Here is a 22,133-nt window from a genome sequence, read left to right as displayed (position 1 = left end):
CCGCGACGTCGTCCTTCAGATCCTACCCAACTTGTTACGCATGGCATCGGTAACATATGCTCGCACGGTGACTGAGCCGTCCACGACACACCTCGCCCCGGCCCACACCACGACCGACACGGCCGCCGGCGCCGCCACCAGTGCGCTCACCTGGCACGGGGGCCGCCTGTACCGGCACGGCGTCCCGCACCGCATCCTGTCGGGGTCGCTGCACTACTTCCGCGTCCACCCCGACCTCTGGCGGGACCGGATCCGCCGGCTCGCCGACCTCGGACTCAACACCGTCGACACCTACGTGGCCTGGAACTTCCACCAGCCCAGGGAGCACGAGGCGCCCTCCTTCGACGGCTGGCGCGACATCGAGCGGTTCATCCGCACGGTGGGCGAGGAGGGCCTCGACGTCGTCGTCCGGCCCGGCCCGTACATCTGCGCGGAGTGGTCCAACGGCGGTCTGCCGAGCTGGCTCACCGGCCGGGACCTCGCGGTCCGCAGCTCGGACCCGGCGTTCACCTCCGCCGTCGGCCACTGGTTCGACGAACTCGTCCCGCGCGTCGCCGCGCTCCAGGCCGCCGAGGGCGGGCCGGTCGTGGCGGTGCAGGTGGAGAACGAGTTCGGCAGCTTCGGTGACGACCACGCCTATCTGCGCTGGAACCGCCAGGCCCTGACCCATCGGGGCATCCGCGAGCTGCTGTTCACCGCCGACGGGCCCACCGAGCTGATGCTGGACGGCGGCACCCTGCCCGGGACCCTGACAGCCGTCACTCTCGGCTCCAAGCCCGAGGCCGCCCGGCGACTGCTCGCCGCCCGGCGCCCCGACGAACCGTTCCTGGTCGCCGAGTTCTGGAACGGCTGGTTCGACCACTGGGGCAAGCGGCACCACGTCCGCGGGGTGGACAGCGCGGTCCGCACCCTGCGCGGCATCGTCGCCGACGGCGGCAGCGTCAGTATCTACATGGCACACGGCGGCACCAACTTCGGCCTCTGGGCCGGTGCCAACGACCACGAGGGCCGGTTCGAGCCCATCGTGACGAGCTACGACTCCGACGCGCCGATCGCCGAGGACGGCACGCTCACCCCCAAGTTCTTCGCCATGCGCGAGGCGCTCGGCGTCGCCCGCGGCCCCCTCCGCTCACCCGAGCGGACCCCGAAGCTGCCACCGGCCCACGTCCCGCTGGTCCACCACGCCGACCTGATGGCCGGCCTCCGTGCCGTGCCGGCCCCGACCTCGACCGCACCGCGCCCCGCCACCTTCGAACAACTCGGCCTGGACGCGGGCATGGTCCTGCACACCGCCCACCCGCGCATTCCGGCGGGCGAGCACCGGCTGACCCTCGCCGACGTACGCGACCGGGCCCTGGTCCTCGCCGACGGCAGCCTGCTCGGCGTCGCCGCCCCCGACACCCCGGAACTGCCCGTCCACGGCGCCGGTGACCTCGTACGACTGGAGGTCCTGGTCGAGAATCTCGGCCGGGTGAACTACGGGCCGGGCATCGGCCGCCACAAGGGCCTCCTGGGCCCCGTCCTCGTCGACCGGCGCAGCGTGCAGGGCTGGGACAGCACACCGGTCGCGCTGCAGGAGTGGTCCGCCACGGAGCTGTCCGCCGCGGTCGCCTCCGGCCCGGCGACCACGCGGGCCGGGTTCGCCGTCGCGCGGTTCCACGCCGACACGCCCGCGGACACCTTCCTCGCACTGCCGGGATCCAGCCGCGGCTTCGTCTGGGTCAACGGCTTCCTGCTGGGCCGCTACTGGGAGATCGGCCCCCAGACCACGCTGTACTGCCCGGCACCGCTGCTGCACGCGGGCGAGAACACCGTGACGGTACTGGAGCTGGAACGCCTCGGCGGGGTCCTGGAGTTGCGGGACCGGCCTGAGCTGGGGCCGCCGGAGGAATATGTCGAGGAGTTCGGCTGACGGAGCCGAGGAGTTCGGCTGACGGAGCCGAGGAGTTCGGCTGACGGAGCCGAGGAGTTCGGCTGACGGAGCCGAGGAGTTCGGCGCCGGCCAAGCAGGTCGGTTGGAGTCGGCCGCGGTTCGGCAGCGCCCTGGGGGAGCTGGCGCTTGCCGGGACCGACCTGCGCTTGTTCAAGGTCCCTCGCCGACGGCAACCCGCTGCAACAACCCCCAAGTGAACTCGGCGACCACCTCCCGCCGCCTGCCCTCCGTGTCCGGGGCCGTGAACGACAGGCCCCAGCGGGTCGGGGCCGAGCCCTCCAGGGGGCGGGCCGGGGTGAAGGCTCGGGCGGCCTCGTCGACCGTGCAGGACCAGGGGGTGAGATCGGCCAGGGTGCGCAGGGCGGGGCCCTTGGCGCCAGGGGCGCGGACCAGCCACTCGTTCCACACCGAGCCGTTCGGGGCGACGAGCACCTCGAAGCGCAGGTCGGGCCAGAGGGGGAGGGGCCACTGCCGGGCCTCGCAGGTCAGGTCGCCGATCGTGCGCGGGGCCGTCGACTCCGGGGCGCCGAGGATCGAGCGGTAACGGGACGCCGCCGCGCGGGCCCGCGGGGAACGGACCATCGCCTGCCAGCGCTTGTTGGCCTCGCGCATCTCCGCGATGGAGACGCCCAGTTCAGCGCGTGCGACCGCCACCAGGTCCGGATTGTGGTCGGCCATACGGCGCAGCAGGACCAGCTGGAAGTCGAGGGGGGTGAAGGGGCCCTGGGGGCGCGTTGCGGACGGCATGGGGACCATCGTCGCCCATCACCCGGCCTCCTGGTCGGCGGCCGTCCGGGAGGAAGAGGACGGAGTTGACGTAGCGGGGACGGTGGCGGAAGGGAAGGATCCGGGGCAGCAGGCCCTGGGAGACCACGTGGGAGGCCTCCGCCTGGTGGGCCTCCAGGGGGAAGGACGAGAGCGGGACCCAGGTGTCGCAGGGCAGGACCCAGCCGTCGTAACCGAGGAGGGAGAGGTAGGTGACCACGCGGCCTGTCGGCTGGATGCGGGACTCCAACTCGATGAACAGAGCCGGGCGGTCGCGGGCCAGGACGCCCGTCGCCCCGCGCAGCACCGCCAGTTCACCGCCGTCCACGTCGATCTTGACGAAGCCGACGTTCCGCAGCCGGAGGTCGTCGAGCGCGACGCACCTGACGTCCAGCGCACGGGCATGGATGTCGCGGCGGACCAGGGAGGACACGCCCCGGTCGCCGGGGTCGTCCGCCGGAAGCCACAGCCGCGCCACCCCGGGGCTGTCGGAGGCGGCGGCGCCGATCACGCGGACGTTGGGTGGGGACGTGCCGGCCAGGAGGCGTGCCAGGTGGGGGACCGGTTCCACGGTCACCACCTCGCGGGCCCGCCGCGCCAGGCGGCACGTCCAGGGGCCGTACCACGCGCCGATGTCCACCGCCGTGCCGCAGTCCGGCGGGCACAGTTCGCCGAGCCGGGCCAGCTCCGGTTCGAAGCGGGGGTAGACGGCGCGGGCGGCTGCCGCGACCAGACGGGTCGGGAGCAGGGGCGCCACCCGGGCGGCCAGGGTTCTGGGGGCCGTGGTCGTCATGGGGCCCTCCGTTTGAGGAGTTCGAGGAGTTCCTCGTGTTCGTCGTCGGCTACCTGCTCCCCGGACGAGGGCAGCAGCTGCGGGATGCCGTCGACGATCGGGTAACGGCGGCGCAGGCGCGGGTTGTAGAGCGCCTCCTCCTTGCCGGACTCGTCCGTGACGAGGTGCAGCGGGCCCTTGTCGAGCGGGCACGCCAGGATCTGCAGCAGGGGGTCGTCGGGTTTCACGGTGGCGTCAACTCCTTGGCGGCTGAGGGGGTTTGGTCGGAGGCGGCTGCGGCTGCGGCTGCCTGCCCGTCGTGCCTGGGCATCGCCAGCAGTACGGCGATCGCCAGCGCCGTGCCCGCGAGCCGCAGCGCCAGCCGCAACGGCTCCTGCGGCAGCGCCTCGCCGAACGACAGCGTGCCGAGCACCGCCGTATACAGGCACGTCACCGTCGTACACACCGGCACGATCAGCGAGGCCCGGCAGCGTTGCAGCGCCGCCTGCGACATGACCAGCCCGAACACGCCGGTGAACAGCAGGAGATACGGATACGGCGAGCGCAGGAGATCGACGAGCGCCCCGCCGATCCCGCTCGCCGTCAGGTAGTTGGAGACACCCTTGATGGCGAGCGAGCTGACGCCGTACAGCAGGCCCACCGCCACGCCGTATTCGACGCCGGTCGTCGGCATCCGGTGCCGGTGGCGGGCGCGGCGCTCGGCGGATCCGTACAGCCAGACACCGGCGGCGAGCGAGGGCACGCAGACCAGCAGGATCAGCGGGTACGGTGCCGCTCCGCCCACGGTGTCCGTGTCCTCGCCGTCCCCCCGCAGCGACAGCACGACCATGAGCAGCGCGGCGAGGATCGCGCCGAGCGCGTACCGCTCGCGGCCGGTGGTCTCCTCGCCGAGCAGCCGGGCCGACAGCAGGACCAGCAGTACCAGGCCGGAGACGAAGATGCCCTGCGCGGCGGCGATCGGCAGGGTGCGGTAGACGACGAGCTGTGCGGCGAAACCGGCGGCCAGCGACAGCGATCCGCCGATCCACAGCGGGCTGCCCAGGACGAGCCGCAGCAGCTTCGCGGGCTGGCGCACGGTCACCTGGGGCAGGGCCGCGAGCGCCCGTTTCTCCAGGACGAAACCGGTGCTGTACAGGACGTTCGCCAACAGGGCCGCGGCCACCCCCCACCACATCGGCTACGTCCTTCGCGCGTGCAGCAGCAGGATCGAGGCGAGCGGTGCTCTGGAGCAGGCGAGCCGGTCGAGCGGGCGCAGGGGACGCGGTACGCCGTGGAAGGGGGCCCCTTTGAGCCGTACGACGTCGAAGCCTGCCGCGCTGACGTACTCGCGCAGGGCGCGGGCCGTGTAGAGCCGCAGATGTCCTACGACCTCCCGTCCCGGCCGGCCGTGGATCGCGCGCAGGCTGACCTCCGAGAAGACCGGCTGGACGCCCGCGAGCAGCAGGCCGCGGTTGTACCAGGCGGCCAGGTTCGGGGTGGACAGCATCAGATGGCCGCCCGGCCGGAGCACCCGGCGTATCTCGTCCAGGGCGGTGTCCGGGTCGACGAGGTGCTCGATCACCTCGCTGAACAGCACGGCGTCCGCGGAACCGGCTGTGAAGGGGAGCGAGTCGAGTTCGGCGCGGAGGGTGTACGGGATTCTGGTGCGGGCGCGGTTCAGGGCGTCCTGGGACCAGTCGACGCCGATGACGCGGTGGCCGGGGAGGAGAGGTGCGGCGGTGGCTGCCGCCGTGCCGTCGCCGCAGCCGATGTCGAGGATCGTGCGGGTACGTCCGGCCGGGCCGGTCGACGGGCCGAGAGCGGCGGCCAGGAGGCGGGCCTGACGGAGCGTGCGGGGGCTGCCGGAGGCGACGGGGACCGCCGGGTTCTCGTAGAAGTCGCGGAGTTCCGTGCGGAGTTCCGTGCGGGGTGGGGTGGTGGTCGTGGACGTCATGGGGCCACCTCCGTGGTGTGCAGATAGTGCTCGAAGAGGTCACGCAGGTGCGCGCCGTCGCCGTGGCTGAGCAGGGCGCGGGACCAGCGCAGGGCCAGGTGCAGACGACCGGCGGTGGAGGCGGTGGTGACGGTGAGGCCGCGGGGCATTCTCGCGGGCGCCGAGAACCAGACCGCGTGCGTGCGGCCCGCCTCCTCGCCGAAGTCCAGGGGGTACGGGATGCGGCCGATGTTGCTCAGCAGTGTGGTCGAGGTCCAGGGGGAGGCTGCCCGGCGGAGGGTTCTGGTGAGCGCGGCTCGCCAGGGCACGGGGGTGACGGGTGCGGTGAGGAGGGTGGCTCCGTGGCCGAGCTGGGGGCGGGGGAGGGACCTGAGGGCGCGGGTTCTCGCCGCCGTGCGGCGGAGCAGTGCGGGCATGTCCGGCGGATTCAACTCGTCCGGGGTGAAGGGGACTTCGACCAGGCGGGTGCCGTTGCCTATCGGCATCGTCGTGTCTCTGGGGCGGTCGTCCACGGGCATCGTGATGCGGAGGGGGCGGGGGCGTTCACCGTGTTCCCTGTTCCAGTGGGTGATCATCAGCGCCGTGGTGACCATGAGCTGGTCGTTCACGGTGTAGGGGGAGCCTTTGAGGCGGTGGGGGAGGGGGAGTTCGGTGACGAGCATGCCGTTGCCGGGGGAGGGTTCGGGGGCGCCGGGGGCCACTCGGGCGGGGGGTGACCAGTTGGAGGGGGAGGGGGAGGGGGTCTGGTCGGGCTGGGGCGGGGTTTCCGTCACGCGGGTGGGCGGGGCTGTGGGGGAGTTGTCCTGGCCGCCGTACAGTTCCGCGGCGGTGGCGAGGACGCGGAGGCAGGCGGGGCCGTCCAGGGCGGTGTGGTTGATGGTGAGGAAGAGGACGGTGCCTTTGCTGTGACTGGCGTTGCTGCCGGGGGGTCGGTCCGCTTCCCGGCGCTGGCCGGGTGCCTCCCCCGCTCTCGGCTTCGCTTGAGCGGGGGGACCCCCATCGCCCACCCGTGCCGCCCCAGCGGCACGACTGCCCGCAGCGGCGGCGGGTTCGCCCACCACATCGCTCGCCTCGCTCCCCTCCGCCGGTCCCGCCCCCTCCACCACCTCCAGCCGTATCGGCGGTGAAGCCGTCAGGGGCGGGGCCTCCACCAGCGCGCGGGTCCGCGCGTCCCGGAGTGCGTCGCGGCTGGGCGGAAGGAAGGTCACGACCTCCACATCCGGATCCGCCGTCAGCTCCCACTCGTACCGCCGCCGGTACCACCGTCCCGCCGCCTCCCGCATGAGGATGCGAGGGTGGCGGTGCAGGGCCTCGTGGAAGGCCGAGCGGAGGCGGTCCGGGTCGATGCGGCCCGGGAGGTGGACCTCGATGTGGACCGTCTCCGGTTCCTCCTCCTGGAGGCAGTGGCGGGCTATCTCGTCCACCACCGGGAACGGGACCCGCTGGGGAGGCCGTACGGGGCCTTCGGCGCGGTGCTCCAGCGTAGTCATGCGCGCTCCCCCCTCAGGTCGTCCTGGCTCAGGTCGTCCCGCGGTGTCGCCCTGAGCCTGAGCTTCGGCTTGCGGAACGAGAAGCCGCCGGGGCCCCGCGCCGAGACGGTCGGGCCGGAGTCCGGACGGGCATCCGGGCGGGCAGGCGGCGAGGGATCGGCGCCGAGCGGGCTCGCTCCCCGCTGCCGTCGCGGCAACCGCCGCGTCGGTGCCTCCGCGGCGGGTGGCCCCGGGATCGACGGCGCCGCCGCCGGGTCCCGTTCCCGTACGCTCACCAACGCGGCGAACAGCCCGATCAGCGCGAGGAGTTGAGCAACCGGACCGAAGGCTCCCTCCTCCGCGCCCACCGGCTCCCCGCCCCCCGTGGCCGCCGCGATCCCAGCCCCCGCGAGCGCGACGAACGCGACCGGTACCAGCAGCGCGTGCCGCCGGTGAGCCAGCAGCGCCAGCGCGGGCACCAGCAGGGCGAACCACCCGGCGATCACCGCGCCCACCAGCGTCAGCGCCACCGTGCCGAGCCACAGCCCGGGCGGCGGGGGCACCGGCTGCGGGTCGTCGGGGTTCGGGTCGCGCCGGCGCCACCACACCAGGCCCACCAGGGCCGCCACCGCGACCCCGCTCCCGATCAGCGCGGCGTCGTACGTCGTCGCGGGTTCGTACGACAGCTCGACCGTGCCGCCCGCCCCGGCCGGGATCCGCCAGCCCTGCTGCCAGCCGTCGAGGCGGACCGGAGAGAGTTCCTCACCGTTGAGGGTGGCTTTCCAGCCGTCGTTGTAGTTCTCGTACGTCGTCAGGTACGTGGCCGCGCCCGACCCGACCGTCACCTGGCGCTGGTCGCCCAGCCAGTCACGTATCCGGAGGTCGCGGTCCGCGGACGCGGGCTCCGCGAGCGTGCCGCGCGTCAGCGTCACCTCGGTGAGCGCCAGCGGCCCGGCGTCCCCGCCCTCGACCCGGTGCGGACCGGACGGCAGTCGCAACTCCGCGTTGGCACGGCCTTCCTGACAGAGCGTCACCTCCACCGGCCGCCGCTCCGTCAGGTCCCGCACCGTCCCCCGCACACTCGTCTCGTACAGCTCCCCGTCGACCGCCGTCACCGGCCCCTGCCCGCACGGCAGCGAGAAGGACCGGGTGGCCGCCGGCTGCCGGGTGCGGTAGCTGTCGAGGGCCGGGACGTACGCCTCCGTCAGGCCCACCGGCAGGTGCAGGTCCTCGTCGACGACCGGGTTGTAGAGGGTCAGCGGGGCCGTCTTCGTGACCGTGATGTCGAGGCGGTCCGTGGTCATCGGCGGGAAGCGGACCCAGCCGTTCTCGTCGACTCCGGCGAGGGTCGCGCCGTCCGGGGAGCTGATCTGCACCTCGGTGGGGCGGGTGGACAGGCCGCCCGCGGGGGCCAGGACCAGTTCGCCGACGGGCTGTTCGCCGTCCCAGCGGAGGTGGATGGTGGGGCGGTCGCCCGCGATCCAGGCCGTGGTCAGGTCGCCGTCGGTGAGGTTGCGCGCCGCCAGGCCCGCGCCGAGCCGTGCCGTGGAGTCGGCGGTGGCGACGATGCGGTTCTGCTGGTCGGGGGCGACCTCGTACAGCAGCCGGTCGAGTTCCGTGCCCGGCACCGGCACCGCGCTCGCCGTCACCTCGTACGTCCCTGCCGTGCCCGTGGAGAAGCGCCGGTGCAGGCCCGCCTCCGTGCCGGTCGCGGAGAGGCCGGTGGGGTCGGCCGTGCGCCGCAGCGAGACGATCTCCGTGGCGGCATCGGCATCCGGCGCGTCCGTCGGCAGCCGCAGCATGCGCGTGACCTGCACGTCCGGCAGGGAGATCTCGGAGAAGCCCGCGCCCGTCAGACCCGTGTGCCGCGCCACCGAGTCGACGATCGTCAGCCGCATCCAACTCGTCTCACCCGCGGGCGCCTTGATGCGCTGCGCCGTGCCGTCCGGGCGCAGGAAGCTGGTCCGCGCCCCCTGCTCCGTCTCCACCCGCACCCGCGTCGCCGCCGACCGCACGCTCTCCTGCGGCAACGGCGAAACCCGGAACGACGACGGCATGTCGTACGCCTCACGGAACCCGATCCGCAGCCACTGCCCGTCCGCCGAGCCCTCCGAGCCCTCCGCCCAGGCGGTGTCCGGGTTGCCGTCGAAGGCGTTCACCGGGTCGTACTGCGGCAGGTGAAACAGCCAGTTGCCGTAACTGGAGGCGGTGACCGAGCGGGCGCCCCGCAGTTCGGCGACCGTCTGGTGGTCGACGCCCTCGGTCGGCAGGATCTGGTGGGGTTTCTCGCCCGCGTCCTGGGCGGCGTCCGGCGCGTTGCGTTCGTCGCGGGTGTACGTGTAGGAGGTGTTGGCGTTGACCAGCCCGAACCGTGTGTCCGCGCGGCGCAGTCCGTCGCCGGTCACCTGCACGGGCGGGGTGCCGAGGCCGGGGTGGTTGTCTCCCGTCAGCACCGTCGCCCGGCCCCGGAGGTCGGTCGCCAGCGGCAGCAGCGCCTCCGGCCCGCCGGAGACCACGGCCGTGTCGGCCACCGGCAGCAGAGAGGCCTGCCCGGGACGCGGCACGCCCGCGTTCCCCGGCGGCTGGTAGATCTCCACCGCCCGCTCCCTCGGATAGATGCCCTCGATCTCCAGCGGGGTGCCCTCGGCGATCCGGCCGCCCGTCATGACCGGACCGAGGCCCTGCACCCGCTCGTACCCGGACTGTTCCAGGGAGCGCTTGACCGTCGTGGTCGGTACGTAGCCGATCTGGTCGGGGTCGAGGTCGTTGCGGACGACGACGTAATGGATTCCGGACCGGCTCAAGTAGTCCGCGAGGCCCGGCACTTCACCACCCGACATCAGCGCCTGCTCCACGGCGTCCATCGCGCGCCGGTTGCCGGGGGCGCCCATGGGCACGTAGTCCCGTTGTGCCCAGGGCGACTCGGCCACCACGTCCAGCGGCTGGTCGATCGTCGAGCCCCACGTGTAGATGCCGTGCGCGGTCGCCGGGACCACCAGGGCCCGGGAGTCCGGCGAATACTCCTCCAGCCAGTCCGCCGTCGCCGTCCAGTACCTGGGGATCTCCCGGAAGGAACCCGGGTTCAGGATCGACCCGTTCAGATACGGCCACATCAGCCCCGGCAGTACCAGCACCGCCGCGATCAGCGGCGCGAGGCGACGGCCCCGGACGGGGCGGGCGCCGCGCGGCTCGGCGGCCACGCCCACCAGATGGGCCAGGCCCAGGACGAGCGCGAGGGCGAGGCCCGGCAGGAACTTGTAGATGTTGCGGAAGGGAGCCAGAGGGCCGTCCAGCCAGTCCTGCACCACCCCGTGGAAGGGCGCCCCGAACGCCCCGCCGTACCCGGCGAGCACGATCAGCGCCACCGTCAGCACGGTCAGCACCAGCCAGCGCCGTTCCGGCAGGTCACGCCGGGCCAGCCCCGCGAGGCCAAGGCCGGCGGCCAGCGTCGAGCAGAGGATCACGACGACCGAGGCCGCGACGGTCCAGCCGGCCGGCAGCCAGGCCTCACCGAAGTGCAGGTAGGCGACCCAGTTCCCGGCGCCGCGCAGGGCCTCCGTCGCCGCCATGGTGTCCGTGGTGGTCTGCGAAGTCTCCACGTACGGAAGGAAGTTCTCGCCGTAGATACCGAGCAGCAGCAGCGGGATCCACCACCAGGCGGTCGCCAGGAGCACCCCGGGCACCCACCAGGAGATGAGCTTGCGCTGCCGTGGCCCGGGCGGCCGGGACAGCAGGTACAGCCCGACCGGCAGCAGCGATGCCAGCGTCGCCGCCGCGTTGACCCCGCCCATGAACGGCACGACCAGCGCGGAGCGGAGGGCGGCGACCCGGGCGGTGTGCCGCTCGTCCGTCAGCGGCAACAGCACCCAGGGCAGGAAGGCGCCGGGCAGCGCCGCCGCCGAGGTCGACCCGACGACGATCGTGAAGGTCGGCCACAGCGCATACGCCACCGCCGCGAGCAGCCGTGACCCCCGGCTGCCGAACCCCAGCCGCTCGGCCAGCCGCAGCGCGCCCCAGAAGGCGACGGACACGATCAGCGACAGCCACAGCCGTTCCGCCAGCCAGACCGGCAACCGCACCAGATCGCACAGCCAGTAGTACGGCAGCATCGGCCACAGGTAGCCGGCGTACTGGTCCGAGAGCCCGCCGAAGGAGCCCCGGTCGTGCCACAACTGGCCCAGATCGGAGAGGAACTGACCGGGATCGACGGTCACGCCCAGCTTCGTGTCGAAGGTCTGCCGCCCCGGCTGCACCGCGAGCAGCAGCATGAAGACCACAGCCCAGAACCCCAGCAGCCAGCGCCGTGACCGCGGGCCGTGCGGCGGGCCCGACGCGGTCGTGGTGGTGGGGACGGCTGCCGGAGGGGGAGCCTGGACCGTGGTCGTCATGGAGGACACCGCCGGAGGATGAGGAGGAGATTCCAGGTGGCCACCTCACGGATGCCCGGCGCCTTGACGACGGTCTCCGCGAGGAACGGCCAGTAGCGGGAACGCGCCGAGACGACCGTGACGTCGTCCCGGGCACGCACCTGCCGCAGGGTCGGGCCAATGTGCACGGCGAACAGGTTCTCGCCGAGCGTGTGCTTGGCGGGCTTCCCCGTACGGCGCCGATAGCGGGCCCGCGCCCGCTCCGCGCCGAAGTAGTGCCAGGGCGCCCACTCATGACCGCCCCACGGGGACAGCCAGTTGGTGAACGACACATAGATCAGCCCACCGGGCCGGGTCACCCGCACCAGCTCACTCAGGAACGTCTGCGGATCGGCCACGTGCTCCAGCACATTGGAGGAGAAGGCGACGTCGGCGACCGAGTCGTACAACGGCAGCAGATAGCCGTCCGCGACCACGGCGGAGTCGGCAGGCTTCTCGCCCAGCTCCCGCACGTCGGGCTCGAAGAGGAACGCGTGCGCACCACGCCGCCGGAACTCCTCGGTGAAGTACCCGCTGCCCCCGCCGACGTCCACGACGGTACGCCCGACCACGGGACCGTCGTAGGCCTCGACCTGGTCGACGGCATCCCGCGCGAGCAGCGAGTAACAGCCTTCGGGATCATCCTGCTCACGCAGAAACGCCCGGAACAGGGTGAGGGACCGCCGAAGAGAGGGATCTTTCCAGTGCCGGGTGACCGCGGCGCCCCGAAAGGGGCGCGGGGCTGTGACATGTGCGGCTCCGCCGCGTGGGCGCGACCAGCCACGACGAACCGGCAGCCGCGTCACCGCGTCCAACTCCGCACCGCATCAGAGGCCACCGCCCGGAACTGCCGAACCGTCCGCCCCCAGCGATAGCGCGCCGCCCGGTCCCGCGCCGCCTTGCCCATCAGCTCCCGGCGATGCTCCGAGAGGGCAAGCGTGCACCACGCCGCGGCGAACGAGGACTCCCCGTGCGCGAGAACCCCCGTCTCCCCGTCCTCGACGGAGTCACGGAGCCCCGGCACATCGAAGGCGATCGCCGGCGTCTGCCGGGCAGCGGCCTCCGTGACGACCAGACCCCACCCCTCCACCGCGGAGGGGTGCACCAGCAGCCACGCCGCGCACAGCAGCCGGTGTTTCTCGGCCTCGCTGACATGTCCGGTGAACTCCACGCCCGCTCCGGCGAGTTGCTCCAGCCGTCCGCGTTCGGGACCGTCGCCGACGATCACCAGCCGGCCGCCCGTCACCGGGCGCACCCGCTCCCACAGCCGCAGCAGCAGATCGATCCGCTTGTACTCGACGAGCCGCCCGACCGCCACGAACAGCGGTTCGGGCGAGCGGTCGGCGCGGGGGCCGGGTTCCTCGACCCCGTTGTGCACGACGCGGATCCGGTCCCGTTCGACGCCGATCGCGCGCAGGGCGTGGGCCGTCGACGGGGAGACGGCGACCATCAGGCTCCGGTGCTGCGCACCGGTCAGCGCCCAGTGTTCGAGTCTTCGCCCGATCCGGGCGGCCGGCGCCAGTGGCCCGCCGCCGAACCGCATCTTCCAGAGATCGGTGTGCACGTGGTTGACCAGGCACAGCGTGGGCCCGCGGTGCCACATGGGCGCGAAGTAGGGCATGCCGTTGCACACCTCGACCAGCAGATCGCAGTCGCCGACCTGCCGGGCGAAGGCCGAACGGGCGCGCAGGAAATGGCCGTACTCACCGCCCGCCGACACGACCCGGTAGTCACGGAAGGAAGCCGGGCCGCCGCACAGCAGGGTCACCTGGTGGCCCAGCCGGGTCAGTCCGTCGGCGAGCCGGTCGACGAGCAGTTCGGAACCGCCGGCGGCAGGGTTGCCCAGGTCCCGATGGGCGAGAAAGACGATGCGGCGCGGAGGTGGGGGGAGCGCCGGGGGGTGCTGCGGCGCCCGGGGAGGTGCGGCGCGCAGCCGGGAAGGCACGTGCTGGGGCATCGGTGCTCCAACTCGTCTCAGGGTGCGGAACTCACTGTGGGGGAGTGGCACATGGGGCGGAAGTGGGGCGTGCGGGGGTGTGGGCGTGGGGCCTGTGGACCTGTTGGGGTGTGGGCCTGTTGGGGTGTGGGCGTGAGGCCTGTGGGCCTGTTGGGGTGTGGGCGTGGGGCGTGTGGGGATGGGGCGGATTCGGCCTGTGAACGCTTGGACTTCTTCTGTGAACGGGGTGTGGGCGCACTGTGTTCAGTTGTGGGGATGGACAGTTTTCGCCCAGCGGTTCGAAGCTGCTACTCACCGGCGTGACAACTTCCGGGCTTTGTGCAACTGACGGCACATCACAACGTGAGGGTCGGTGTGGATTGTTCGGATCCCTGGGAAGGTTCCGGATGTTTCCGCCCACGTACCACCAGAACGCCGCCCACCGCCGCGAGCGCGAATCCGGCCACGCCCGTCCCGGCCGGCAGGGTCCGCCCCACCAGGCGCAGCAGCCCGCTCTCCTCCTTGGCCCGCTCGACCGCGAACTCCTGTGTCTCGTCGGTGAACGCGATCTTCCGGCTGTCCAGGAGCACGGCCGCGTCCTCGTCGCCGCCGGGGGCGCGGAGCGTGCTGCGCGGGCCGGTCTGGGCGTAGATCACCCGGCCGGTGGCCTGGTCGACGACCAGCTCGATGCCGTGGTTGGAGTACCACTCCTCGGCGAACACCTGGGAGCGCTCGGGCTGGTCGACGAGGGCGCCGGGCACCTGTCGCGTTCCGGTCCGCGTGGCCGGCACGGTTCCGGTGAACCGGTATCCCTCGTACCCCTTGATCTTCTTCTCGCCCCGGTACTGCAGCGTGACCGTCCGCCCCGCGGTGTTGTCCCACCACTGGTAGTCGCGTTTCTGTACGTCGAAGGGGAACTTCAGATACGCCTCGCCCTCGATGTACGGCGTCTCGCCGCAGCAGTGCACCGGCCGGTTGGTCCGCCGGTCGCTGACCCAGCGGTGCGGTGTGAAGTCCAGCGCGTCATGCGGATCGGCCGCCGGCAGTGACTTGTCCGTGTCGACGCTGGTCGTCACGTCCCAGACCGCGGCGTTCCCGCTGCGTTCGCTCTCGGCGACGTCGCCGCGCACCCGCTGGGTGATGGTGATGGTCTGGTCCGGCACGGTCTCGACCCGCTCCTGGTCGAAGACGGAACCCGTGCCCTTGTAGACGGCCGTGGTGTCGATGTCGATCGGATTCACCGCGGCACGCGGCTCCACGTACCAGGCCAGCATGGGCGCCAGCACCAGCAGGAAGGTTCCGAGACCGAGCAGGATCAGCGAGAGAGGTGAGGCGGTACGGCGCATCCGGGCACTCCAAAGGCTTGGGGCGTGCTGGGGATCAGTGCGCGTGCCAACCCGTCTGCGTCGGGAACCGTAGGCGCACCCTTGACGGAGTGTCAATGGAAAGTAAAGACTGAACCGTCGCCGGACGGGACCGGCGCAGGGGTGCGGGCGACCTTTCGAGTAGGTCTAGCAGGTCTAGTAGATCTAGATGTGTCTAGACATGACCGGAAAGGCTGACCCGAGATGTCCAGACTGCTCGCCGCAGCGCTCACCGTGGCGGCGGCTGCCGCAGTGGCCGTCGGAGCCGCGTTCGGCATCGTCGCGCTCCTGGAGGCGACCCCCGACCAACCGAACTCCCCACTGATCACGTACGAGCAAGCCGGCCAGGGGAGTTGAGCCGTGCCCGCTCGCTCAACGGCCCTCTCCACCCGCTCGGCCTGGCTCGACGTCCCGCGCCTGAAGGTCCGCCGCTTCGCCGCGATCGCCATGTCCGAGGCACCCGACCTGGCCGAGGAGATCCTCCGTGAGATCCGCCGGGAGTATCCCCATCTGCCCGTCGTCCTCGACGAGTCCGGCGAGCCGATGGCCATGGTCGGCATCCGCCGTGCCATCGAGGTCTTCGTCCAGTACCTGGAGACCGCGGAGGGCCGCCCGACCGTACCGCCGGGCGTCTTCCAGGACTTCGGGCGTGGCGAGGGTCTCAACGGCCGCAGCCTGGACTCGCTGCAGGCGATCTACCGGATGGGCGTACGGCTGGCCTGGCGCCGTTTCGCCGAGATCGGCCAGCGCGTGGAGATCCCGCCCCCGGCGATGTACGAGCTGGTCGACGCGGGCTACGAGTACCTCGACGGCCTGGTCGACCAGTCGGTGCGGGGCTATGCGGAGGCGGCGGCGCGGCAGGCGGGAGAGCGGCTGAGGCTGCAACGCCGCCTGATGGAGCTCCTGCTCGCCGAGCACCACCGCGGTGACCCGGCCGACGCGTTCGCCGAACGGGCCGCCCGGATCGGCTGGCCGCTGCCGGAGAAGGTCGCGGTGGGCGTGCTGCTGCGCCCCGCGCGGGAGGCCATGGCCCCCGCGGTGGGACAAGGCGTCCTCCTCGACATGGAGTTCGAGCAGCCCCGCATGGTCGTCCCCGAACCGGCCGCCGCCGGCCGCCCCGAACTGCTCGGCCGTGCCCTGACCGGCTGGTCCGGCGCGATCGGCCCTCCGGTACCGCTGGTGGACGCCGCGAAGTCACTGCGCTGGGCGGAGGCGGCCGTACGCCTGATGGAACGCCGCCTGCTGCCCTGCGGGGACGTCCTGTACTGCACCGAACACACCGAGGCCCTGGTCCTCCTCCAGCCCGAGGAACTCCTCGACGACCTCGCCCTGCGCTGCCTCGCGCCCCTCGCCCACCGCGGCCCGACCCACGCCCGCCGGCTCGCCCAGACCCTGCTGGCCTGGCTGGAGACCCGGGGCGGGGCCCCCGAGGTGGCGGCCCGCCTCGGCGTCCACCCCCAGACCGTCCGCTATCGCCTGCGCCAGATCCGCGAACTCTGGGGCGACGAGATCGACGACCCGGACCGCCGCTTCGAACTGGAGCTGGTGCTGCGGGCGCAGCGGTTACGGGGGAGGCTCGGGGAGGTACGGGGGTGATCGGCGCGGGCCCATTGCCCAGGCAAACACACCTTGAGTAACCTGTGTTCGTTATTCCGATCGACTGTTGAAATCTCGAACACATCAAGGGAGGGGGCCGGACGTGGGACGTCTCGTACCTGCCGTGACCCGGGCTCTCGACATTCTTGAGCTCTTCCTCGACGGGGACGGCACGCTCTCCGCCCCCGACATCGTGCGCAAGCTGCAGCTGCCGCGCACCACCGTGCACGAGCTGGTCACCACGCTCGCCGCGCGGTCGTACATCGTCCCGGTACCGGGCCAGCCGGGACGGTACCGGCTCGGCGTACGGCCGTACCAGCTCGGCAGCCGGTACGCCGAGCAGCTGGACCTCGCGGCCGAGGGGCAGCAGGTCGCCCGGTCGGTCGCCGAGACCTGTGACGAGACCGTGCATGTGGCGATCCTCGAAGGCACCGACGTCATATACATCGCCAAGGTCGACTCGACGCACGCCGTGCGGATGGTCTCCGCCGCCGGACGCCGGCTGCCCGCGCACTGCACCTCCGTCGGCAAGATGCTGCTCGCCTCCCTTCCCGAGCATGAACTCACCGCGCGCATCCCGGACGGCGCCGGGCTGGTCGCGATGACCCCGAACAGCATCACCGACCCGGCCGTCCTGCGCGAGACCCTCGCCGAGATCCGGGAGCGCGGGATCGCCGTCGAGCGCCGGGAGTCCAACCCCGACGTCTCCTGCGTCGCCGCGCCCGTCCGGGACCGTACCGGGCGGGTCGTCGCCGCGCTGTCCATCTCCGTGCCGATGATCCGCTGGAGCGACGAGCGGCGCGGCGAGCTGGAGCAGCTCGCCGCCAAGGGCGCGGTCGAACTGTCCGAGCGACTCGGTCACCGGAGTGTGGGATGACGAACCGGTACGAGGTGGCGGTGCGGGCCGAGGCGACCCTCGGCGAGGGGCCGACCTGGGACGCGGCGGCCGGGCGGCTGATCTGGATCGACATCCTCGGGGCGCGGGTGCACACCTACGACCCCGCGACGGGCCGGCGTTCGATCCGTGTCCTGGACCAGCACGTGGGTGCCGCCAAGCCGCGCGCCGGCGGAGGACTCGTCCTCAATCTCGTGGACGGCGTGGGCCTCCTGGACGGCGACGGAGCCTTCCGCTGGCTGCACCGCGAACGCGTCCCCGGCCGCCGCGCCAACGACGCCGCCGTCGCGCCCGACGGCTCCCTCTGGGCCGGCACCATGCGCTACGACGAGGCGCCGGGCGGCGGCACCCTGTCCCGCGTCACCGGTGACGGCTCGGCCGAGGTCGTCCTCGACGACGTGACCGTCAGCAACGGCACGGGCTGGAGCCCCGACGGACGGCTCATGTACTACGTCGACACGCCGACCCGGCGTATCGACGTCTTCGACTTCGAGAACGGGCGGGCCCGCAACCGGCGCCCCTTCGCCGAGATCGAGGACGGCGCCGGCTTTCCCGACGGCCTCACGGTGGACGCCGACGGCTGCGTGTGGGTGGCCCTGTGGGACGGCGCGGCAGTGCGCCGTTACACGCCGGACGGCGGCCTGGACCGCGTGCTCGACCTGCCGACGCCACGCATCACGGCCTGCGCGTTCGGCGGCACCAACCTCACCGACCTGTACATCACGACGGCACGCGTGGGACTGGCCTCCCCGCACCCGGTGGCGGGTTCGCTGCTGGTGGTTCCGGGGGTGGGCAAGGGGCTGGAGCAGCCGCCGTTCGCCGGCTGACCGGGGGGTGGCACACAGCCATACCGGCCCCGGGGGCCAGGCGCCCCATTGCGGGGCCACGGAAAAGGCAACGGGCAGGCCGCCCCATCACGTCCCCGGCGTGCGGCAGAAGTCATGGGACTGCCGATGTCCGACTCCCCTCGCTCCGGGAGGGGAGTCGGGACGGCGGCGCTGGCGTCCCGCTCGTGGCCCGAGCAGACGATCAGGCGTCTACCACGCATCACCCGGGCCGGGCCATGGCTTTGGCCGCTGCCACCTCAATCCGAGAACGGCGTGAGCGGGTTGTGAAGCTCTACGGGTTCTCCCATGCCGCCGGTTCGGCCGCCAGCTCCTTCACCGCCACCGGCAGGGCGTCCGCCGCGATGTCCGCGATGGTGACGCCCTCCAGGATCCGGCGGACGTTGGCGCGCAGGGCGATCCACAGCGGGAGCAGCGGCTCGGCGGACCCGGCGTAGGACAGGCCGGTGGGACGGACCCCGCGCACGGACACGATGGGTCCGTCGACGGCCCGGATCACGTCGGCGACGGTGATCTCCGCCGCGTCCCGGGCCAGCCGGTAACCGCCGCTGCCGCCGCGCCGGCTGTCGACCAGTCCGGCGCGGCGGAGGTCGCCGAGGATGCCCTCCAGGAACTTGTGCGGGATGTCCTGGACGGTGGCGATGGCCTCCGCCTTCACCGGGCCGTCCTCATGATGCACGGCCAGCTCAAGTGCCGCCCGTACCGCGTAGTCCGCCCGTGCCGAGATCCTCATACCCCCATTGTCACCGCTCCCGCCGGACAGGCCCTAACGCAGCCGGATCACGTTCCAGGACAGTGGTTCCAGTGCGGCGGTGAGGGTGTCGTCCGTGAGGGCTGTGCCCTCGACCGGGTGCGGGGTGACGCGGTCGGGGTCGGCGAGGGTGTTGCGGGCGTCCGGGTCGGCGTCCGCGAGCGCGGTGTGCTCGACGACGGACGTCAAGTCCAGGCCGTTCAGCGCGACTTCGAGCGGGAGGGCGTCGGTGCGGCTGCGGTTCACCGCGAACACGGTGAGCGAACCGTCCTCGGCGCGTACGGCGGTGGCGTGCAGCAGATCGGCCTCGCCGTACTTGTCCGTCTCGTACGTCGGTGAGTCCACCCGTACGTCCAGGACCTTTCCGCGTCCGTACTTCGACGCCTGCGCGAACGGGAAGAACGTCGTCTGCCGCCATGCCGGGCCGCCCGGCTCCGTCATGATCGGCGCGATGACGTTGACGAGTTGGGCGAGGCAGGCGACGGTGACGCGGTCCGCGTGGCGGAGCAGGGCGATGAGGAGCGAGCCGAAGACCACGGCGTCGGTGACGCTGTAGTTGTCCTCCAGGAGACGGGGGGCCTCGGGCCAGTCGTCCCGCTCGATCGTCTTGGCGTGCTCCGCCCAGCGCGAGAGGTACCAGACGTTCCACTCGTCGAAGGAGAGGTTGATCTTCTTCTTGGACTTCAGGCGGGCGCCGACGTGGTCGCAGGTCGCGACGACGTTCTCGATGAAGGACTCCATGTCCACGGCCGAGGCGAGGAAGGAGTCGATGTCGCCGTCGTGGGGCTCGTAGTAGGCGTGCAGGGAGACGTAGTCGACCAGGTCGTACGTCTCCTTGAGCACTGTCGCCTCCCACTCGGCGAAGGTGGGCATGGACTGGCCGGAGCTGCCGCAGGCGACGAGTTCGACGGCCGGGTCGATCTGGCGCATCGCGCGGGCCGTTTCGGCCGCGATGCGGCCGTATTCCTCGGCGGTCTTGTGGCCGGTCTGCCAGGGGCCGTCCATCTCGTTGCCGAGGCACCAGAGTCTGATGCCGAAGGGGTCCTTGTCGCCGTGGGCGATGCGCTGTTCGGAGAGGGCGGTTCCGGAGGGGTGGTTGGCGTACTCCTGGAGTTCCAGCGCCTCCGCGACGCCTCGGGTGCCGAGGTTGACGGCCATCATGGGTTCGGCCTGAGGGCCGATCTTGCGGAGGAAGTCGATGTACTCGGACAGGCCGAAGCGGTTCGGCTCCGTGGAGTGCCAGGCCAGGTCCAGGCGCCGGGGGCGGTCCTCCGCGGGGCCCACCGAGTCCTCCCACTTGTAGCCCGAGACGAAGTTGCCGCCGGGGTAGCGGATGGCTGTGACGCCGAGTTCGCGGACGAGGTCGAGGACGTCCGTGCGGAGGCCTTCGGCGTCGGCGGTGGGGTGGTCCGGTTCGTGGATGCCGGTGTAGACGCAGCGGCCGAGGTGTTCCACGAACGAGCCGAAGACACGGGGGTTGACCTCGCCGATGGTGAAGGCGGGGTCGAGGGTGAAGCGGGCGGTGCGCATGGGGTCCTTTCGTGCGGACGTGGGTGCGGCTGTGACTGTTCGATATTTTGAATTGTGCTCGTAACTTCGAACGGGACGGTAAAAACCGAAGTGCTTCCGCGTCAATGGTCTGGGCACCACTCGGTCCAGCACTTTTGAGTCATGGCGGTCGTTGCCCGTGGGACAACGGCCGGCCGATCGCATGACGTGGACAGTTCCGGGCGCGTAACCTCGGACAAGCTGTCGAACGGCCGGGCGTGCCACGACGAGACAACTCCGGGGAAGAATGGTGCGTACGAAGAAGGAGATGCGTCGGCTCGCCGACGCCCTCATCGCCCCGATCCGGGTTCCCGTCCCGGCCGACCCCGAGGCCCTGCTGGCCGCGCTCGTCGCCTCCGTCAGCGAGTGGCGGGGCCGCGAGGTCGTCCTGCACCGGGAGGTCTTCCCGCCCCACACCGCCAGCGGGCTGTGGCTGAACCGCGAGACGCAGGACGACATCGTCGTCGACAAGCGGGCCGCCGTATGGCACCAGATCGTGATCTTCTGTCACGAGGTGTGGCACATGAGCCAGGAGCCGTCGGAGTCGTCGGAGCAGCCGGAGCCGTCACATGCCGCCGCCGGCGGGCCCGCCGCGCTGCGGACCGACTTCTGCCTCGCCGACGAGCAGGAGGCCGACCGGTTCGGCATGCTGATGGGCCGTCGGCTGCGCGCTCTGATGGCGGCACCGCCGGACCCCGCGCCACCCGCCGGCGGCGGCGACGGCCCGCAGGGGCTGGCCGGCCGGATAGGGGCCGCACTCAACTACCGCGGGACCCGCGGATGAGCGGTCTGGTCAACTACATCAGCTGCGGTGTGCTGTGGCTCGGTCTGGCGGTGAAGGCGCCCGACCTGATCCGCCACCGGCGGGACCCCTACCTGCGCGCGATCTGCGCGGTACTGGGCCTGGCCGGCCTGTGCTTCTTCCTCGGGGCCCCGCCCACCGTAGGCACGGTCAACCGCGTCAGCGGCATCCCCAACCTCGCCGCGCCGATGACGTACGCGGCCATCACCGCGTACAGCGCCGCCTCCCAGGTGCTGGTCGTGTGCTGGCGGGGCGGGCCGCGCGTGGCGGTGACCGCACGCCGCTGGATCCTCGCCTACGCGCTCGTGGTCATCGGCATCGCGGTGTCGTTCGCCCTGGGCGACGCCCCCGTGGAGCGCCGCACCGACCTGGACACCTACTACGCGACGACGCCGTTCATCGCCGAGATGATCGTGCTGTACCTGGTCGGGCACCTCACCGCCGTCAGCGTGACCACGGTCTCCTCGCTGCGCTGGGCCCGCCAGGTGCACGGCTGGCTGCGGGCCGGGCTGGTCACCCTGGGCCTGGGCACGCTGTGCGCCTCGGGCTACAGCCTGTCCAAGCTGGCCGCCGTGACCGGCCGCTGGTTCGGGCAGGACTGGACCACGCTCGACACGAACGTCTCACGCGCGGCGGCGGGCCTGGGGGCGTTCGTCGTCTCCGCCGGCGTCCTGATCCCGCTGGCCGGGCCCCGGCTGACGCGGTGGCTGCTGTCCTGGCGGACGTACGCGCGCCTCGCCCCGCTGGAGCGCGAACTGGACGACGTCCTCACCCGTCGCTCGCTCCGGCTGGCCCGGCCGCGCTGGGCCTCCCCCACCACCCGGCTGATGTGGCGCCAGACCAGCATCCACAACGCGCTGAGCTACCTGGACGTCTTCTACGACCGGGTCCTGTACGACCGTACGCTCGACGCCGAACTGCGGGCGACGGGTGACCCGGAGCGGGCCGAGGCGACCGCGTGGGCCGCGGTCATCGCCGCGGCGAGCCGAGAAGAACGGGAGAGCGTCGCCCTAGCGACGGCCCAGACAGACCAGGCGGACCGGCTGCCGGTCGAGGTGTCCGGTCCGGCCGCCCTGAGCAGGTCGGGCGGGGTCGAC

The 22,133-nt window shown here is 72.1% G+C and carries 19 protein-coding genes; 7 read left to right on the top strand and 12 right to left on the bottom strand.

Annotated elements, in window-relative coordinates:
* Positions 1-67: 67 nt before the first annotated feature.
* The gene (locus GFH49_RS22485; protein WP_230396427.1) at positions 68-1,912 is read left to right on the top strand and encodes a glycoside hydrolase family 35 protein; all 1,845 of its coding nucleotides are present in this window, start codon (positions 68-70) and stop codon (positions 1,910-1,912) included.
* Positions 1,913-2,083: 171 nt separating this feature from the next.
* Here GFH49_RS22485 and GFH49_RS22480 read toward each other — a convergent pair whose 3' ends face one another.
* The 10 genes from GFH49_RS22480 to pgfA all read right to left on the bottom strand — a co-directional run bounded on the left by GFH49_RS22480 (position 2,084) and on the right by pgfA (position 14,581).
* The gene (locus GFH49_RS22480; protein WP_155057907.1) at positions 2,084-2,680 is read right to left on the bottom strand and encodes a hypothetical protein; all 597 of its coding nucleotides are present in this window, start codon (positions 2,678-2,680) and stop codon (positions 2,084-2,086) included.
* The gene (locus tag GFH49_RS22475; RefSeq protein ID WP_155057906.1) at positions 2,568-3,491 is read right to left on the bottom strand and encodes an FkbM family methyltransferase; all 924 of its coding nucleotides are present in this window, start codon (positions 3,489-3,491) and stop codon (positions 2,568-2,570) included. Before GFH49_RS22475 ends, GFH49_RS22480 begins: the two co-directional genes overlap by 113 nt.
* Positions 3,488-3,718 (bottom strand): Trm112 family protein, encoded by a 231-nt coding sequence (locus GFH49_RS22470; RefSeq protein ID WP_155057905.1) that lies wholly within the window; start codon positions 3,716-3,718, stop codon positions 3,488-3,490. Before GFH49_RS22470 ends, GFH49_RS22475 begins: the two co-directional genes overlap by 4 nt.
* Positions 3,715-4,653: a hypothetical protein gene (locus GFH49_RS22465; RefSeq protein ID WP_155057942.1), complete on the bottom strand. Its 939-nt coding sequence runs from the start codon at positions 4,651-4,653 to the stop codon at positions 3,715-3,717. The genes GFH49_RS22470 and GFH49_RS22465 overlap by 4 nt, the downstream gene beginning before the upstream one ends.
* Before the next feature lie 15 nt (positions 4,654-4,668).
* Positions 4,669-5,424 (bottom strand): class I SAM-dependent methyltransferase, encoded by a 756-nt coding sequence (locus GFH49_RS22460; protein ID WP_155057904.1) that lies wholly within the window; start codon positions 5,422-5,424, stop codon positions 4,669-4,671.
* Positions 5,421-6,914, bottom strand: a complete 1,494-nt coding sequence (locus tag GFH49_RS22455; RefSeq protein WP_155057903.1) for a condensation domain-containing protein — start codon at positions 6,912-6,914, stop codon at positions 5,421-5,423. The genes GFH49_RS22460 and GFH49_RS22455 overlap by 4 nt, the downstream gene beginning before the upstream one ends.
* A complete protein-coding gene (locus tag GFH49_RS22450; protein ID WP_155057902.1) occupies positions 6,911-11,281 on the bottom strand; it encodes an alpha-(1->3)-arabinofuranosyltransferase in 4,371 nt (1,456 codons plus the stop codon). The genes GFH49_RS22455 and GFH49_RS22450 overlap by 4 nt, the downstream gene beginning before the upstream one ends.
* On the bottom strand, positions 11,278-11,955 hold the full coding sequence (locus GFH49_RS22445) for a class I SAM-dependent methyltransferase (RefSeq protein ID WP_408055940.1): 678 nt from the start codon (positions 11,953-11,955) through the stop codon (positions 11,278-11,280). The genes GFH49_RS22450 and GFH49_RS22445 overlap by 4 nt, the downstream gene beginning before the upstream one ends.
* A 146-nt stretch (positions 11,956-12,101) precedes the next feature.
* A complete protein-coding gene (locus GFH49_RS22440; RefSeq protein WP_155057901.1) occupies positions 12,102-13,256 on the bottom strand; it encodes a glycosyltransferase family 4 protein in 1,155 nt (384 codons plus the stop codon).
* A 335-nt stretch (positions 13,257-13,591) separates the two neighbouring features.
* Positions 13,592-14,581 carry a cell envelope lipid trafficking protein PgfA gene (gene pgfA, locus GFH49_RS22435; protein WP_155057900.1) on the bottom strand — a complete coding sequence of 330 codons (990 nt, stop codon included), beginning with the start codon at positions 14,579-14,581 and terminating at the stop codon, positions 13,592-13,594.
* A 222-nt stretch (positions 14,582-14,803) separates the two neighbouring features.
* On the opposite strand from pgfA, the gene GFH49_RS39470 reads away from it, so the two are divergent.
* The 4 genes from GFH49_RS39470 to GFH49_RS22420 all read left to right on the top strand — a co-directional run bounded on the left by GFH49_RS39470 (position 14,804) and on the right by GFH49_RS22420 (position 17,917).
* A complete protein-coding gene (locus GFH49_RS39470; RefSeq protein WP_196218091.1) occupies positions 14,804-14,956 on the top strand; it encodes a hypothetical protein in 153 nt (50 codons plus the stop codon).
* 3 nt (positions 14,957-14,959) lie between these two features.
* Complete coding sequence (locus GFH49_RS22430) at positions 14,960-16,195, top strand: PucR family transcriptional regulator (protein WP_155057899.1); 1,236 nt, start codon at positions 14,960-14,962, stop codon at positions 16,193-16,195.
* Between the two features lie 103 nt (positions 16,196-16,298).
* A complete protein-coding gene (locus GFH49_RS22425) occupies positions 16,299-17,072 on the top strand; it encodes an IclR family transcriptional regulator (protein WP_155057898.1) in 774 nt (257 codons plus the stop codon).
* Entirely contained in the window at positions 17,069-17,917 is an 849-nt protein-coding gene (locus GFH49_RS22420; RefSeq protein WP_155057897.1) for an SMP-30/gluconolactonase/LRE family protein, read from the top strand. The genes GFH49_RS22425 and GFH49_RS22420 overlap by 4 nt, the downstream gene beginning before the upstream one ends.
* 292 nt (positions 17,918-18,209) lie before the next feature.
* Here GFH49_RS22420 and GFH49_RS22415 read toward each other — a convergent pair whose 3' ends face one another.
* Together GFH49_RS22415 and arfA are read right to left on the bottom strand one after the other, a co-directional pair.
* Positions 18,210-18,668 carry an RrF2 family transcriptional regulator gene (locus tag GFH49_RS22415; RefSeq protein ID WP_155057896.1) on the bottom strand — a complete coding sequence of 153 codons (459 nt, stop codon included), beginning with the start codon at positions 18,666-18,668 and terminating at the stop codon, positions 18,210-18,212.
* Positions 18,669-18,701: 33 nt separating this feature from the next.
* Positions 18,702-20,216: an arabinosylfuranosidase ArfA gene (arfA, locus tag GFH49_RS22410; protein ID WP_155057895.1), complete on the bottom strand. Its 1,515-nt coding sequence runs from the start codon at positions 20,214-20,216 to the stop codon at positions 18,702-18,704.
* Positions 20,217-20,484: 268 nt separating this feature from the next.
* On the opposite strand from arfA, the gene GFH49_RS22405 reads away from it, so the two are divergent.
* Positions 20,485-21,018, top strand: a complete 534-nt coding sequence (locus GFH49_RS22405; protein WP_155057940.1) for a toxin — start codon at positions 20,485-20,487, stop codon at positions 21,016-21,018.
* The coding region (locus GFH49_RS22400; RefSeq protein WP_230396426.1) for an MAB_1171c family putative transporter at positions 21,015-22,133 on the top strand (1,119 nt) is incomplete at its 3' end. The genes GFH49_RS22405 and GFH49_RS22400, both read left to right, overlap by 4 nt.

It is taken from the genome of Streptomyces blattellae (genome assembly GCF_009709555.1).
GTDB classification, from domain to species: Bacteria; Actinomycetota; Actinomycetes; order Streptomycetales; family Streptomycetaceae; genus Streptomyces; species Streptomyces blattellae.
Note: the sequence above shows the minus strand (reverse complement) of the source record. Positions and strands in the feature narration are given on the sequence as shown.